We start from the raw sequence: 14,254 nt of genomic DNA, 5'->3' as shown, positions 1-14,254 counted from the left end.
ATGGAACAGACCTATCCCCGGTTTACACCGGACATGAAAAAGACCCATAAAATTCTCATTCCCAATATGGCACCGGTGCAGTTCCGCATTCTGGCAGCCAGCATGGAGAACCATGGCTATCAGGTGGAACTGCTGGGCAACTGCGGCGAGCGGGTGGCGGAGCTGGGACTGAAATACGTCCATAATGACACCTGCTATCCGGCGCTGCTGGTCATCGGCCAGTTTTTGGACGCACTGGATTCCGGCAAGTATGATCTGGACCACACTGCCCTTATCATCACCCAGACCGGCGGCGGCTGCCGGGCGTCCAACTATATTTTCCTGTTGCGGAAGGCTCTGGAAAAGGCGGGCTACGGCAATATCCCCGTGCTGAGCCTGAACTTCTCCGGTCTGGAAAAGGACAGCAGTATGCCCATGGATCTGAAATTCATGCGGCAGGCTCTGGCTGCCATCTACTACGGTGACCTGCTGATGACCCTCCGGGCCCAGACCCAGCCCTATGAGCTGGAAGCTGGGGCTGCGGAGCGGCTGCAAAACAAGTGGCTGGACATTCTCTGCGATGAAGTCCGCCACGATAAGGGCTATTCCGGCCGGGAGATGAAGGCTGTCATGCCGAAGATCGCGGCGGAGTTTGCCGCCATCCCGGTGCGGCGGGTGCCCAAGGTCAAGGTGGGCGTAGTGGGGGAGATCTACGTCAAATATTCCCCCTTAGGCAATAACGAACTGGAAAAGTTCCTGGCCTCTCAGGACTGCGAAGTGAACCTGCCGGGGCTGATGGGCTTCGTGCAGTATTGCGCCTACAACATGGCGGAGACCGTGCGGCTCTACGGTGGCTCTCTGGTGGAGAAAACCGCCGCGGAGGCGGCGCTGGCCCTCATCGCGGGCATGGAGAAGGTCATCATCAAGACCCTCAAGGACGCGGGCTACCATGCCCCCATGCCCTTTAGCGAGCTGATCAAGCTGCCGGAGCAGAGCCACACCATCGGCATGGGCTGCAAGATGGGCGAGGGATGGCTGCTGACGGCGGAAATGCTGGAGCTGGTGCGCTCCGGGTATGAGAACATCGTCTGCGCCCAGCCCTTCGGCTGCCTGCCCAACCACATCTGCGGCAAGGGCATGGTGAATAAGATCCGGGAGCTGTACCCGGAGGCCAACATCACCCCTATCGACTACGATCCCAGCGCCACGCGGGTCAATCAGGAGAATCGGATCAAGCTGATGCTGGCGGTGGCAAGAGAACGCCTGTCGGAGCGGCGGGAGCCGCCTGCCGACTTGCCGAAGGTCCGGACGTCTGTATCTGCCAAGCTTACCAAACCCAAGTCCCTGTGCGCAAATATCTGATTTTGAAGAGAGTCGCTTCGGCGGCTCTCTTTTTTGCTGCTTACAGGGGACCAGACAGACAAAATTGATGGAATTTGGTTGACCGGGCAAGATAAAAAAGGTATAATAAAATGATTTATTATGAGAAAGTATGTCCCTCGGTGCTTTGCGGGACATGGAGGAGGAACCATCTATGTGGATCGCGGATCAATGGCAGGATTATGAGCTGCTGGACTGCGGCGGCGGTGAAAAGCTGGAACGCTGGGACAAGCAGTATCTGGTGCGTCCTGACCCACAGGCCATCTGGGAAACGCCCCGGCGTCTGCCGGAGTGGAAACGGGCCAACGCACGGTATCTCCGCAGTCAGACCGGCGGCGGACACTGGGAGAAAAAGGCTCTGCCGGAAAGCTGGCAGGTGCATTATAAGGATCTGACCTTCCAGATCAAGCCCATGAACTTCAAGCATACGGGCCTGTTCCCGGAGCAGGCGGTGAACTGGGATTTTGTCATGGACAAGATCCGCAAGGCCGACCGTCCTATTCGGGTGTTGAACCTGTTCGCCTATACCGGCGGCGCTACGGTGGCCTGTGCCAAGGCCGGCGCTGCCGTCTGCCATGTGGATGCGGCCAAGGGCATGGTGGCCTGGGCCAAGGACAACGCCCGGCTCTCCGGTCTCTCCGACGCGCCCATCCGTTGGATCGTGGATGACTGCGCCAAGTTCGTGGAGCGGGAGATCCGCCGGGGCAAGACCTATGACGCGATCATCATGGACCCGCCCAGCTACGGCCGGGGTCCCGGCGGCGAGGTCTGGAAGCTGGAGGAGAGCCTGTACCCCTTTGTGAAGCTCTGCGCCGGGGTTCTGTCGGACAAGCCGTTGTTCGTGCTCATCAACTCCTACACCACAGGTCTGGCCCCCAGTGTGCTGGGGTATCTGCTGCATTTGCTGGTGGCGGAGAAGTACGGCGGCACCGTCAGTTGGGACGAGCTGGGTCTGCCGGTGACGGCTACCGGCATGGCGCTGCCCTGCGGCGCCACCGGACGATGGTTTTCTGAGTAATAAACAGATAAACAAGGAGCGGCTATGTTAAAAACGAAGAATAAGCATCTGCGGTATGTGATCACATTTTTTGCGGTCTTGTGTTCTTCGCTGCTGCAGACGTTTGTGATCGAAAGCTTTGTCCATTCCGCCGGACTGCTTTCCGGCGGCTTTACGGGCGTTGCCATTTTGATCGACCGGGCGGCATCGCTTTACGGCGGGTCCATCTCCACTTCTCTCGCACTGGTGGCGCTGAATCTGCCGGTGGCGGTCCTCTGCTACCGCAGCATCAGCCCGAGATTCACGCTTTTTTCCCTTCTGCAAGTAGGCATGACCAGCTTATTCCTGAAATACTTCTCTCTGCCGCCGATTTTTGACGATATTCTGCTCAGCGCGGTGTTCGGCGGCTTCCTTATGGGCATCAGCATCGTGCTGGCCCTGAAGGGAAACGCCTCCACCGGCGGCACGGACTTTATCGCGCTGTATGTCTCCAATAAGACCGGAAAATCCATCTGGTCCTATGTTTTCGTGTTTAACGCCTGTATTTTGTGCATCTTTGGCTATCTGTTCGGCTGGCTGTACGCAGGCTACTCCATCCTGTTTCAGTTTATCTCCACAAAGACAGTGGAAACCTTCCACCACCGCTACGAGCGGCTGACGCTTCAGATCACCACCCAAAAGGCAGAGGAGATCATGGCGGCCTATGTGAGCGGGTGCCGGCACGGGATGTCCTGCGTGAAGGCGGTGGGCGGATACAGCCACAAGGATATGAGCGTCCTGCACACCGTGATCTCCAGCTATGAGGAGAGTGACATCGTGCACCTGATCTTGCAGGTGGACCCCCATGCGATCATCAACGTGCTCCGCACGGAAAACTTCTACGGCGGCTTTTACCGGGCCCCGTTGGATTGAATATCAAGTTAAATGAGGGAACCGATCCATGGATATGATCGAAACAAAGGCTCTGGAATTCGCCTATCCGGCGGAGGAAGGGGAGAAGCCGGTCCTGGCCCTGCGGGGCGTGGACACGGCCATTGAAAAGGGCAGCTTTGTGGTGGTGCTGGGGCATAACGGCTCCGGCAAATCCACCTTTGCCAAAAGCCTGAACGCCATTTTGCTGCCCTGCGGCGGCAAGGTGTATGTGGAGGGCATGGATACGCAGGACGAGGCGTGTCTGCTGGAGATCCGCCGCCGGGTGGGCATGGTGTTCCAGAATCCGGACAACCAGATCGTCGCCAACGTGGTGGAGGAGGATGTGGCCTTTGCCCCGGAGAATTTAGGCGTGGCCTCAGAGGAGATCCGCCGCCGGGTGGATGACGCCCTGGCCGCCGTGGATATGACCGCCTTTATGACCCATGCGCCCCATCTGCTGTCCGGCGGCCAGAAGCAGCGGGTCGCCATCGCCGGCGTCATCGCCATGGAGCCGGAGTGCATCGTACTGGACGAGGCCACCGCCATGCTGGACCCCATCGGGCGGCAGGAGGTGCTTTCCGCCGTTCATAAGCTGAACCGGGAGAAGGACATCACCGTGGTGCTCATCACCCACCACATGAACGAGGCGGAGGAGGCGGACCGGGTTATCGTCATGGATGACGGCCGCATCGCGCTGGACGGCACCCCCAAGGAGGTTTTTACCCAGGTGGAGCCGCTGCGGACCATGGGCCTGACGGTGCCGGACACGGTGGACCTGCTGGACCGTCTGCGGAAGGACGGGCTGGACGTACCCCTGGACGCTTTAACGGTGGACGAATGTGCGGCTGCCATTACCGCGGCTCTGGCGAAGAATTGACGGAGGACAGAAGGATTGGAACCGATTCTACAGGTAAAAGACCTGACACATACCTATGGCGCCGGAACGCCGTTCCAGCGCAGTGCCGTGGAGCACATGAGCTTTGATGTGAACGAGGGAGAATTCTTAGGGATCATCGGTCATACCGGCTCCGGCAAATCCACCCTGATCCAGCATCTGAACGGTCTGCTCCAGCCAACGGCAGGAGAGATCCTGCTGCGGGGGAAGAATATCTGGGCGGAGCCGAAAAAGATCCGGGAGGTTCGCTTCAAGGTGGGTCTGGTGTTCCAGTACCCGGAATATCAGCTGTTTGAGGAAACGGTGTATAAGGACATCGCCTTCGGCCCCGCTAATCAGGGAAAAACCGGGGACGAGTTGGATCACGCCGTCCGGGAGGCCGCCAAGTTAGTGGGTATCCGGGACGATCAGCTGGAAAAATCCCCCTTTGAGCTGTCCGGCGGACAAAAGCGCCGGGTGGCGCTGGCGGGCGTACTGGCCATGGAGCCGGAGGTGCTGGTGCTGGACGAGCCCACGGCGGGCCTTGACCCGGCGGGCCGGGAAAACCTCATGGCCAACATCCGGGACTACCACCGCAACAAAGGAAAAACCATTATTTTGGTGAGCCACAGCATGGACGAGATCGCCCGGAACGTGGATCGCATTCTGGTGCTGAAAAACGCCCATGTGCTGATGCAGGGAACACCCGCGGAGGTGTTCGCCCGGGGCGAGGAACTGCTCTCCGCCGGTCTGGACGTGCCGCAGATCACCCGGATCGCTATGGAATTGAAGCGTCGGGGCGTGGACATCGACCCGGCTGTTTATACGGTGGAGGCGCTGGAGCGTCAGCTCCTTGCCCTGCGGAAGGGGGGAGCGGGATGCTGAAGGACATTACCTTAGGCCAGTATTTCCCGGGAAATTCCATCGCCCATCGGCTGGACCCCCGGACGAAAATCTTGTTGGTGACGCTGTACATCATCGCGCTGTTCAGCGCCAAGGGCTGGATGGGCTACGCCGTTATGGCGGTAACGCTGGCCGCGTGCGTGAAGGTGTCCCATGTGGGCCTGCGGGCGCTGGTGCGTGGCCTGAAGCCGCTGGTGTTCATCATCGCGTTCACCGGCATCCTCAATATGTTCTTCACCCCGGACACCCACTACCTCTGGGAGTGGGGCATCCTCCGGGTCTCCGTGAAGGGCATTGAAAACGCGCTGTTCATGGTCATCCGCATCATGCTGCTGGTGATGGGGACGTTCCTGATGACCTACACCACCAGCCCCATCCGCCTGACGGACGGACTGGAATCCCTGCTGAACCCCCTGAAAAAGATCCATGTCCCCGTTCACGAGCTGGCCATGATGATGGCCATTGCCCTGCGGTTCATCCCCACGCTGATCGAGGAAACGGACAAGATCATGTCCGCGCAGAAGGCCCGTGGCGCGGATTTCGACAGCGGGAACATCTTCCAGAAGGCCAAGGCGCTGGTGCCCATTTTGGTGCCTCTGTTTATCAGCGCCTTCCGCCGGGCGGACGAACTGGCAACGGCGATGGAGTGCCGCTGCTACCACGGCGGCGAGGGCCGCACCAAGCTCCACGTTCTGAAATACCAGCGGCGGGACTACGTCGCGCTGGCGGGCGGCGCGGTCATTCTGGCGCTGGTGGTCGTCCTGCGGAGGCTGGGCGCCTAAAAACAGAAAAACTCTGTAAACACAAATGCTGTAAAGGAAAAATACTTTGCGTGAAAGGAGCGGTCTTATGAAGAAAAACTGGTTTCAGATCCTCTCTCTGGCACTGAATGTAGTGCTGCTGATTGCTCTGCTTATGACCCGGACGGAGCTGGCGGATACGCAGAACAACCTGAAAAACCAGCTGGACAGCGTTGCCTGTTGGCTGATGGATGTGCAGGATCAGATTACGGATCTGTCTGTCAGGCAGCGGGAGCAGACGGAGGATCTGTCGGATTTTTCCTTTGAACCCACCGGCCTGGACCCGGAAAGCCATACGCTGCAAGCCGACATGAGCATCACCCTCCGCCGCTGGACGGCGGACACGGAGGTGACGCTGCTGGTGACCCAGAGTGGCCGGATAACGGAGCAGCCTATGTCCGGGAGTGGCGGCGTGTTCACCACACCGGTGAGCCTGCCGGTGGAGGATACCGGCGAAGTGTCCTTCGCGGCGAATATCACCGCCGGCGGTCAGACCAGCCGGGAGGAGGTCACCAGTTACAGTGACCTTGCCATGCTGCTGCCCCTGACGAATGACGGCAGCGGTTATGGCGATCCCACTTATCGGGGAGGAAGCTTGCAGCTTCAATACGATCTGGGCGTCAGAAAGCAGTACGGTACGGAAGTGATCGCCCCTGTTTTTCAGGTGCTGAAAAACGGAGAGACCGTCCAGACCCTTCCGGTAAAGATTTCGGAGTCTACCGTCAGCAGCGATCCCGATGTGGTCTACTATACCCCGGCTTCGGAGAATGGCGGCATCGCGGTCTCCTGTCAGCCGAAGGACACGATTGAACTGCACCTGCTCTGCCGGGACAGCTTTGGACTTTCCTACGATTTCACCGCCTGCACCTATGAGATCGATCAGGATGGGACGATGGCGGAAGAGGTCTGGCCGGTCACAGATCACAACGTGCGCGTTTCCTGGGAAAAATAACACGGCTGATGCCGTTAAAGGAGCCAATATGCGTAATATCGCACTGAAACTGATGTATAATGGAACGGCCTACCACGGCTGGCAGGTGCAGAAAAACGCCGTCACCGTCTGCGAGACGCTGCAAAAGGCGTTGGAGAAGATCACCGGCACGCCGGTGCACCTCACCGGCTGCGGCCGCACGGACGCCGGCGTTCACGCGGAGCGGTACATCGCCAATTTCCGCACGGAGAGCCGCATCCCCCTGGAGCGGCTGCCCTTTGCCATCAACACCCACACGCCGGAGGACATTGCCGTCAGCGAGGCGCTGGAGGTGGCGGAGGATTTCAACGCCATCGGTTCCTGTCTGAAAAAGGAGTATACTTACCGCATTTACAATTCCCGGGTGAAGAATCCGTTTTATGTCAACCGGGCATATTTCTACCCCAAGCGTCTGGACGAGGAATTTCTGAACCGGGCGGCCCATCAGTTTGTGGGCACCCACGATTTCGCGGCGGTCCGCAGCGTGGGCACGGAGACAAAGACCACTGTCCGCACAATCTACTGGTGCGACGTGACCCGCAGCGGGGAACTGCTGGAACTGAAGGTCTGCGCCGACGGCTTCCTCTATAACATGGTGCGGGCCATCACCGGCACGGTGCTCTACGCCGCCGAAGGGAAGTTCCTGCCGGAGGATATTCCGGCCATTCTGGAAAGCCGGGACCGGACGCTGGCGGGACCCACGGTGCCGCCGGGGGGACTGTACCTGACAAGACTTTGGTATGAGGATGAACGGCTCAATGGCTGAAAATACGACAAAAGACATTTGGAATGACGATGACGGAGCCAAGGAACCGCCGAAAAAGCGGCGTATGCTGCGGAAGTTCCTGATTTTCCTGCTGGTGCTCATCGCGGTGCTGGGCCTCGTGCTTGTGGCGGCGTGGCGGGACGGCACCGGGTTCGACGCTCTCCGCCGGTATTTTGCCTACGGTACGGAGGCGGTGGGCGGGGAAAAGACCGTCTACCGCTACGATACAGACAATACCAACCGCTTCGCCCGGGTGGGGACCGGCTCACTGGTCATCCTGTCGGATACGTCCCTGCGGCTGCTGGGACCGGACGGCAGCGAGGTGTGGAGCGCCAACGTGAAGATGAACGCTCCGTCGCTTGGACAGGGGGGCGGTCTGGCCGTAGCCTATGACATCGGCGGCACGGCCCTCTATGTGCTGGACGAGGAAGGCCCCCGGTTGGAGCTGACCGCCGACGGGCCGCTGGTCTCCGCCAACCTCAACGGCTCCGGGATGCTGGCCGTAACCACCCAGATCAGCGGCACCAAGGGCCATGTGGACGTGTACGGTGCCGATATGCAGGTGCTGTTTGCTTTCAACGCCCACCGCCGCTTTGTGGCGGATGCCTGCGTGACGGAGGACGGCGGCTATTTGGCCGCCGTGACCATGGGGCAGGCGGACAGCGTGTTTATCAGCGATCTGGTGATCTACGATCTGACGCAGGAGGACCCCGTGGCGGACTACGCCGTGCCGGACGGGCTGGTGACGGCCATGACAGGCCGGGGGGATCGGATCCTCACCGTCACCGATACCTGTCTGGCGGTGGGAAATACCGCCGGAAAGCTTCTGGGCACCTATTCCTACAATGGTGAGTACCTCCGGGAATATGACCTCGGAGGCGAGGACTACACGGTGCTGCAACTGAACCGGTATCAGTCCGGCAGTGTGGGACGGCTGGTGACGGTGGATGACGATGGCGAGGAGATCGCCAGTTTGGATGTTGCGGAGGAAGTCCGGGACGTTTCCGCCTGCGGGCGGTATCTCTCCGTGCTGTACGCGGACCGTCTGGTGGTCTACAACCGTCAGTTACAGGCCTATGCCACCCTCCACGGCCCGGAGCACACCCGCGAGGTGCTGACCCGGGCGGATGGCTCCGTTCTGATGATCGGTGCGGATTCCGCAGAGCTGTTTCTGCCATAAAAGGCAGGATTTACAGCGATGTTTACAAATTGTTTTCACGGTGAAAGGTAGGCAAGTCCCATGACACCTGCTATAATATTAGACGTTCTGATCGCGGCACTTTTGATCGCCGCAGCTTTGCGTGGCTGCTGGCGGGGGCTGTTCCTGTCCCTATCTGGCATCCTTGTTCTGATCGTGGCCATGATCGGCGCGAATCTGGGGGCGAAGGCCCTGACCCAGCCGGTCTCCGATTGGGTGACGCCAAAAATCGAGGAGCGGATCGCCGGAACGGTGGAAAAGACCTTGGAAAAGAAGGGGCAGGAGAGCGGTCAAACGCTGGAAGAACTGCTGCCGGACAGTCTGAAGGGCCTTTTGGACCGGACGGGACTCTTAGATCCGCTGCGGGGGACGCTGGAGCGCCGCGCGGAGGACAGCGTTGCCGCCACAGCCAAGGCCATTGCGGCGGCTGTGGCCCGGGAGCTGGTAGAGACCTTTGCCTATGCCATTTTGTACATTCTGATCTTTGTGGCGCTGGTGATCCTGCTGCGGCTGGCGGCGCTGGCCATCAACCTGGTCCTGCGCCTGCCGGTGCTCTCCGGGGTCAACACGCTGGGCGGCGCTTTGCTGGGCTTGTTAGAGGGCATGATGGTGGTGTGGCTGCTGATCTGGCTGGCCCCCCGCCTTGGCATCGCCCTTCCCGCGGAGAACACCTATCTGCTTCACTTTTTCATGACGGTCGGACCAATGGGCCTGCTGTCATCCCTATCATAATTTCCCTATGGAGCGCCGCGCGCTCCGTGGGGTACGGAGGTAACTATGCAGCCAACACTTTGTTCCAGATGTAAAAAGAATATTGCCACGGTGTTCATCACCCGGATGGAGGGGGACAAGACCGTTAACGAGGGTCTGTGCCTGAAGTGCGCCAAGAGCCTGGGACTGCCGCAGGTGAACGAGATGATGCAGCGCATGGGCATCACAGATGAAGACCTGGATAATTTGAATAATGAAATGATGCAGGCGATGGACTCCATCGAGAATGTGGAGGATCTGCCCGGCGGAGAGGATGACGAGGAAGCCGGCAAGACCGCTACCTTCCCGTTTCTGAACCGCCTGTTCAACAACGGCGGCGAGCTTGCTCCCAAGGAGGACGTCCCCACAGAGGACGGCAGCCGCCGAGAGAAAAAAGAGGGGAAGCCCAACGGAAAACGTAAATTTTTGGAGGGCTATTGCATCTCCCTGAACCGCAAGGCCAAGGAGGGCAAGCTGGACCCGGTGATCGGCCGTGCAGAGGAGATCGAGCGGGTCATTCAGATCCTAAACCGCCGCCAGAAGAACAACCCCTGTCTCATCGGTGAGCCCGGCGTGGGCAAGACCGCCATCGCGGAGGGCCTTGCCCAGCGGATCGTTGCGGGGGATGTGCCCTTCAAGCTGCGGGATAAAGAGGTCTATCTCCTCGACCTGACGGCGCTGGTGGCCGGGACTCAGTTCCGGGGCCAGTTTGAGCAGCGGATGAAGGGCCTCATCGACGAGGTCAAAAAGCTGGGTAACATCATCCTGATGATCGACGAGATCCACAACATCGTGGGTGCGGGAGATGCCGAGGGCAGCATGAACGCTGCCAACATCCTGAAGCCCGCTCTTTCCCGGGGCGAGATCCAGGTCATCGGCGCCACCACCTTTAATGAATACCGCAAGTCCATCGAGAAGGACAGCGCCTTGGAGCGCCGGTTCCAGCCGGTGACGGTGAACGAGCCTTCCATCGAGGACTCCATCAAGATCCTCAAGGGTCTGGCCCCCAACTACGAGGCGTATCACGGCGTCAAGATCTCTGACGGTATCCTGCGTCAGGCGGTGCTGCTGAGCGAGCGGTACATCACGGACCGTTTTCTGCCGGATAAGGCCATCGACCTGATCGATGAGGCCTGCTCCGACCTGAACCTGAAGGACCCGGACATCTCCCGGCGGATGCAGCTTCAGCGGGAGATCGACGACTTTGAAAAAGAACGGGCCATGCTGGAGGAGCAGGGGGCGCAGGAGGGCGCGGAGCCGGATTACGAGCAGATCGCCACGCTGAAAAGCAAGATCCTCCAGCGTCAGACGGAGCTGAACACCCTGCTTTTGAAGGGTGATCCCCAGCTGACCATGGAGAACATCGCCCACGTTATCGAGCTGTGGACCAAGATCCCGGCCTCCAAGATCCGGGAGGAGGAATTCCAGCGGCTCAGCCAGCTGGAGGAGCGGCTCAAGAGCCACATCGTGGGACAGGACGAGGCTATCGCGGCGGTGTCCGCCGCCGTGCGGCGGAACCGGGTGGGTATCTCTCCCAAGCACAAGCCCGTCAGCTTTATTTTCGTCGGCTCCACCGGCGTGGGCAAGACGGAGTTGGTGAAGCAGCTGGCTGTGGACCTGTTCAACACCCCGGACGCGCTGATCCGTCTGGATATGTCGGAATTTATGGAAAAGCACTCCGTTTCCCGGATCGTCGGCTCCCCGCCGGGCTATGTGGGCTATGACGAGGCGGGCCAGCTGACGGAGAAGATCCGCCGGAAGCCCTACGCCGTCATTTTGTTCGACGAGATTGAAAAGGCCCATCCCGACGTGCTGAACGTGCTGCTGCAAATTCTGGATGACGGTGAGATCACCGATTCCCATGGCCGCCGGGTCAATTTTGAAAACACCATCATCGTCATGACCTCCAACGCCGGCAGCGGCAATCAGGACGGCGGCACCGTTGGCTTTGACCGCAGTCAGACCCAGCAGGACGCCGACAAGGCCATGAAGGCGCTGCAGCAGTTCCTGCGGCCGGAGTTTATCAACCGCGTGGACGCCGTTATCACCTTCAACCGCCTGTCCAAGGAGAACTTCAAGGAGATCGCCAAGATCATGCTGGGCGAGCTGGTCACCTCCTTGGGCGACAAGGGCATCACCTTTACCTATGATGACAGCCTGGTAGAGTTCCTGGTGGAAAAGTCCTTCTCCCGGACCTATGGCGCCCGGAACCTGCGGCGCACCATCCAGAAGGAGCTGGAGGACCCCATGGCCACCAAGATCATCGACAGCTACGAGCATCCGGTATCCCGGATCCACGCTGCCGCGGAGAACGAAGCTATCCGTCTGGACGCGCTGTAAGAAAGGGGAGAGGTACGGTGAAGCTGTTTCGGAAGAATATCGATCCCCGCTGCGCCTACTGCCAGCGCGGGCAGCAGATCAGCGAAACGGATGTCATGTGCGTGAAGCACGGCATCGTTCCGGTGGAGCACCATTGCAGAGGGTTTCATTATGATCCCTTGAAGCGGGTACCGCCCCGTCCGGCTTCTCTGGACACCGCCAAGCTGAAAGAGGAAGATTTTTCCCTGTGAATTTCAAACAGGCACCCGCAAGGGTGCCTGTTTTGGCAAAAGGAGGAGACTATGGAGATCAAACGTGTATGCGCCCTGTATTTCAGCGCCACCGGAAATACGGAAAAAACCGTTGCCACCTTTGCGGAGACGCTGGCGGAGCAGTTGGGCGTCCCATGGGAGCGGCTGCCGTTCACCAAGCCTGCGGAGCGGGAACGGGACTATGTGTTTGCCGACACGGATCTGGTGGTGGTGGGTACACCCACCTACGCGGGAAAGCTTCCTAACAAGATCCTGCCGGACCTCAAGGCCCGCCTTCATGGTAACGGCGCGCTGGCGGCGGCCATTGTGACCTTCGGAAATCGGTCCTATGACAACGCTTTGGCGGAGCTGTGTGCGGTTTTGGAGGGTGACGGGTTCTATACGGTGGCCGGGGGCGCTTTTGTGGGCCGTCACGCCTTTACGGACAAACTGGCGGAGGACCGGCCTGACTGGGATGACCGAAAGGAACTCAAAAAATTTGCGACTGCAATCGCTGACAAGGTAAAAAACTTGACAGAAAATCCCGCACCTGTCACCGTTCCCGGAGACCCGGATGCCCCGTATTACATCCCCAAGGGCACTGACGGCGAGCCTGCCAAGTTCCTGAAGGCCAAGCCCCGGACCGATCCGGCCAAGTGTACCAACTGCGGCGCCTGCGCCCGGCTGTGCCCCATGGGGGCCATTGACCCGGAGGACGTGTACAGCGTCCCTGGTACCTGCATCAAGTGTCAAGCCTGTGTGCGGAAATGCACGAAACATGCCAAGTACTTTGACGATCCGGCGTTTTTATCCCATGTAGCCATGCTGGAGCAGACCTTCACCGAGCCGAAAAAGAACGAGGTGTTCCTGTAAGGAAAGACCATTGGAATATAGCAAAACAGCGTCCCGTCACGGGACGCTGTTCCTTTTTTAGGGAAAACCGGACCGGTCAAGCCGCTGCTGCATAGCTTGGGAATGAAATCAAATGGGGAGGGGCGGCTATGGCACAGATCACCAATTTCTTCTTAGGGGCCAACAGCGGCAGCGGCTTTCAGAATTTATTTTCCGAGATCATGGACCCGGAAACGGCCTTTGACATCATGATCCTCAAGGGCGGGCCGGGGGTGGGGAAGAACACCTTCATGCGGGAGATCGGCAGGACCATGGAGCAGGCGGGAGCGGACGTGGAGTATCTCTGGTGCTCAGGGGACCCGGATTCTCTGGACGGCGTGGTGATCCCGGCACTGCGGTGCGCCGTCTGCGATGGGACATCGCCCCACGCCGTAGAGCCGAAGTACCCGGCGGCTGTGGATCGCTATGTGGATCTGGGGCGGTTTTATGACCTGCCCGCCGCCAAGGCACAGGCCGGGGAGGTGAAGCGCCATACCCATGACTATCAGGACGCCTATGGCCGGGCATACCGCTGTCTGAAGGCGGCCCGACAGGTGGAGTTGGATACGGTTGTCGAGGTCAGCCGCAGCTTTGACCGCCAGCGGGCAGCCCGGCGGTTCTCCGGGATCATAGCCAGGGAGCTGCGGGGCCGGGGGAGCGGCACGGGGAAGATCACCCGCCGCTTTTTGGGGAGCCTGACCTACCGGGGGCCGGTTTGGCGGTTTGACAGCGTGGAGGCCCTGTGCCCCAAGGTCTATGAGCTGGAAGACAGCTATGAGCAGGCGGGGTCACTGCTGGCGGCGCTGTGTGAGGAGGCCGTCCGCCGGGACTATGACGTGGCCGCCTGCCCGTCCCCGGAGGAACCGGGGCGGCTGGAACACCTGCTGATCCCGGAGCTGGGCGTGGCCTTCGTCACCTCCAAGCCAGGGATGGTGTATCCGGGAAAGCCCTACCGCCGGGTGCGGCTGGACGCCCTGAGCCACCCGGAGAACAAGGCCCGTCTGCGGTTCCGCGCCCGGATGACTGGGGTGCTCCGGGAGGAGGCGATCGCCGCACTGCAAGAGGCCAAGGCAGCCCACGATCTGCTGGAGGGCGTCTACAACCCCTATGTGGATTTTGAGGGCGTCCGGGCACAGGCGGCATTGGAGGCAGGCCGCTTACTGAGTTGGATGAAGTGAAAAAACCGTGCTGTTTTATAAACAGCACGGTTTTTTACTTAATATTGTTCGGTTTTCAGTTCAGGAAGTCCTTCAACTTTTTGCTG

14 protein-coding genes are annotated in these 14,254 nt (G+C 59.8%); all 14 read left to right on the top strand.

The genetic code is table 11. From position 1 onward, the window contains the following. Positions 1-1,341 carry a 2-hydroxyacyl-CoA dehydratase gene (locus H8Z83_RS04995; protein ID WP_187014033.1) on the top strand — a complete coding sequence of 447 codons (1,341 nt, stop codon included), beginning with the start codon at positions 1-3 and terminating at the stop codon, positions 1,339-1,341. A gap of 172 nt (positions 1,342-1,513) precedes the next feature. Continuing rightward, complete coding sequence (locus H8Z83_RS04990; protein ID WP_187014032.1) at positions 1,514-2,377, top strand: class I SAM-dependent methyltransferase; 864 nt, start codon at positions 1,514-1,516, stop codon at positions 2,375-2,377. Between the two features lie 24 nt (positions 2,378-2,401). After that, positions 2,402-3,268: a YitT family protein gene (locus H8Z83_RS04985; RefSeq protein ID WP_187014031.1), complete on the top strand. Its 867-nt coding sequence runs from the start codon at positions 2,402-2,404 to the stop codon at positions 3,266-3,268. 28 nt (positions 3,269-3,296) lie between these two features. Then, positions 3,297-4,145: an energy-coupling factor transporter ATPase gene (locus tag H8Z83_RS04980; RefSeq protein WP_187014030.1), complete on the top strand. Its 849-nt coding sequence runs from the start codon at positions 3,297-3,299 to the stop codon at positions 4,143-4,145. A gap of 15 nt (positions 4,146-4,160) precedes the next feature. Then, on the top strand, positions 4,161-5,027 hold the full coding sequence (locus H8Z83_RS04975; protein ID WP_187014029.1) for an energy-coupling factor transporter ATPase: 867 nt from the start codon (positions 4,161-4,163) through the stop codon (positions 5,025-5,027). Further along, positions 5,021-5,827, top strand: coding sequence for an energy-coupling factor transporter transmembrane component T family protein (locus H8Z83_RS04970; RefSeq protein ID WP_187014028.1), 807 nt, complete (start codon positions 5,021-5,023; stop codon positions 5,825-5,827). The genes H8Z83_RS04975 and H8Z83_RS04970 overlap by 7 nt, the downstream gene beginning before the upstream one ends. Positions 5,828-5,894: 67 nt before the next feature. Continuing rightward, positions 5,895-6,797: a hypothetical protein gene (locus H8Z83_RS04965; protein WP_187014027.1), complete on the top strand. Its 903-nt coding sequence runs from the start codon at positions 5,895-5,897 to the stop codon at positions 6,795-6,797. Positions 6,798-6,825: 28 nt separating this feature from the next. Further along, positions 6,826-7,581 carry a tRNA pseudouridine(38-40) synthase TruA gene (gene truA, locus H8Z83_RS04960; protein WP_187014026.1) on the top strand — a complete coding sequence of 252 codons (756 nt, stop codon included), beginning with the start codon at positions 6,826-6,828 and terminating at the stop codon, positions 7,579-7,581. Beyond that, positions 7,574-8,761, top strand: coding sequence for a DUF5711 family protein (locus H8Z83_RS04955; RefSeq protein ID WP_187014025.1), 1,188 nt, complete (start codon positions 7,574-7,576; stop codon positions 8,759-8,761). The genes truA and H8Z83_RS04955 overlap by 8 nt, the downstream gene beginning before the upstream one ends. A gap of 60 nt (positions 8,762-8,821) precedes the next feature. Next, on the top strand, positions 8,822-9,511 hold the full coding sequence (locus H8Z83_RS04950) for a CvpA family protein (protein WP_187014024.1): 690 nt from the start codon (positions 8,822-8,824) through the stop codon (positions 9,509-9,511). Between the two features lie 45 nt (positions 9,512-9,556). Then, positions 9,557-11,869, top strand: coding sequence for an ATP-dependent Clp protease ATP-binding subunit (locus H8Z83_RS04945; protein ID WP_187014023.1), 2,313 nt, complete (start codon positions 9,557-9,559; stop codon positions 11,867-11,869). A 17-nt stretch (positions 11,870-11,886) separates the two neighbouring features. After that, positions 11,887-12,099 (top strand): hypothetical protein, encoded by a 213-nt coding sequence (locus H8Z83_RS04940; protein WP_187014022.1) that lies wholly within the window; start codon positions 11,887-11,889, stop codon positions 12,097-12,099. Between the two features lie 51 nt (positions 12,100-12,150). Beyond that, the gene (locus H8Z83_RS04935) at positions 12,151-12,972 is read left to right on the top strand and encodes an EFR1 family ferrodoxin (protein WP_187014021.1); all 822 of its coding nucleotides are present in this window, start codon (positions 12,151-12,153) and stop codon (positions 12,970-12,972) included. A 128-nt stretch (positions 12,973-13,100) separates the two neighbouring features. Next, on the top strand, positions 13,101-14,168 hold the full coding sequence (locus H8Z83_RS04930) for a hypothetical protein (RefSeq protein ID WP_187014020.1): 1,068 nt from the start codon (positions 13,101-13,103) through the stop codon (positions 14,166-14,168). The last annotated feature ends 86 nt before the right edge of the window (positions 14,169-14,254 follow it).

The organism is Dysosmobacter segnis (genome assembly GCF_014297285.1).
Taxonomy (GTDB): Bacteria; Bacillota; Clostridia; order Oscillospirales; family Oscillospiraceae; genus Oscillibacter; species Oscillibacter segnis.
Note: the sequence above shows the minus strand (reverse complement) of the source record. Positions and strands in the feature narration are given on the sequence as shown.

Excerpts from the sequence above, each read along its gene's own strand:
- H8Z83_RS04995 (WP_187014033.1), top strand. The coding sequence starts at position 1 with ATGGAACAGACCTATCCCCGGTTTACACCGGACATGAAAAAGACCCAT.
- H8Z83_RS04990 (WP_187014032.1), top strand. The coding sequence starts at position 1,514 with ATGTGGATCGCGGATCAATGGCAGGATTATGAGCTGCTGGACTGCGGC.
- H8Z83_RS04985 (WP_187014031.1), top strand. The coding sequence starts at position 2,402 with ATGTTAAAAACGAAGAATAAGCATCTGCGGTATGTGATCACATTTTTT.
- H8Z83_RS04980 (WP_187014030.1), top strand. The coding sequence starts at position 3,297 with ATGGATATGATCGAAACAAAGGCTCTGGAATTCGCCTATCCGGCGGAG.
- H8Z83_RS04970 (WP_187014028.1), top strand. The coding sequence starts at position 5,021 with ATGCTGAAGGACATTACCTTAGGCCAGTATTTCCCGGGAAATTCCATC.
- H8Z83_RS04965 (WP_187014027.1), top strand. The coding sequence starts at position 5,895 with ATGAAGAAAAACTGGTTTCAGATCCTCTCTCTGGCACTGAATGTAGTG.
- truA (WP_187014026.1), top strand. The coding sequence starts at position 6,826 with ATGCGTAATATCGCACTGAAACTGATGTATAATGGAACGGCCTACCAC.
- H8Z83_RS04955 (WP_187014025.1), top strand. The coding sequence starts at position 7,574 with ATGGCTGAAAATACGACAAAAGACATTTGGAATGACGATGACGGAGCC.
- H8Z83_RS04950 (WP_187014024.1), top strand. The coding sequence starts at position 8,822 with ATGACACCTGCTATAATATTAGACGTTCTGATCGCGGCACTTTTGATC.
- H8Z83_RS04945 (WP_187014023.1), top strand. The coding sequence starts at position 9,557 with ATGCAGCCAACACTTTGTTCCAGATGTAAAAAGAATATTGCCACGGTG.
- H8Z83_RS04935 (WP_187014021.1), top strand. The coding sequence starts at position 12,151 with ATGGAGATCAAACGTGTATGCGCCCTGTATTTCAGCGCCACCGGAAAT.
- H8Z83_RS04930 (WP_187014020.1), top strand. The coding sequence starts at position 13,101 with ATGGCACAGATCACCAATTTCTTCTTAGGGGCCAACAGCGGCAGCGGC.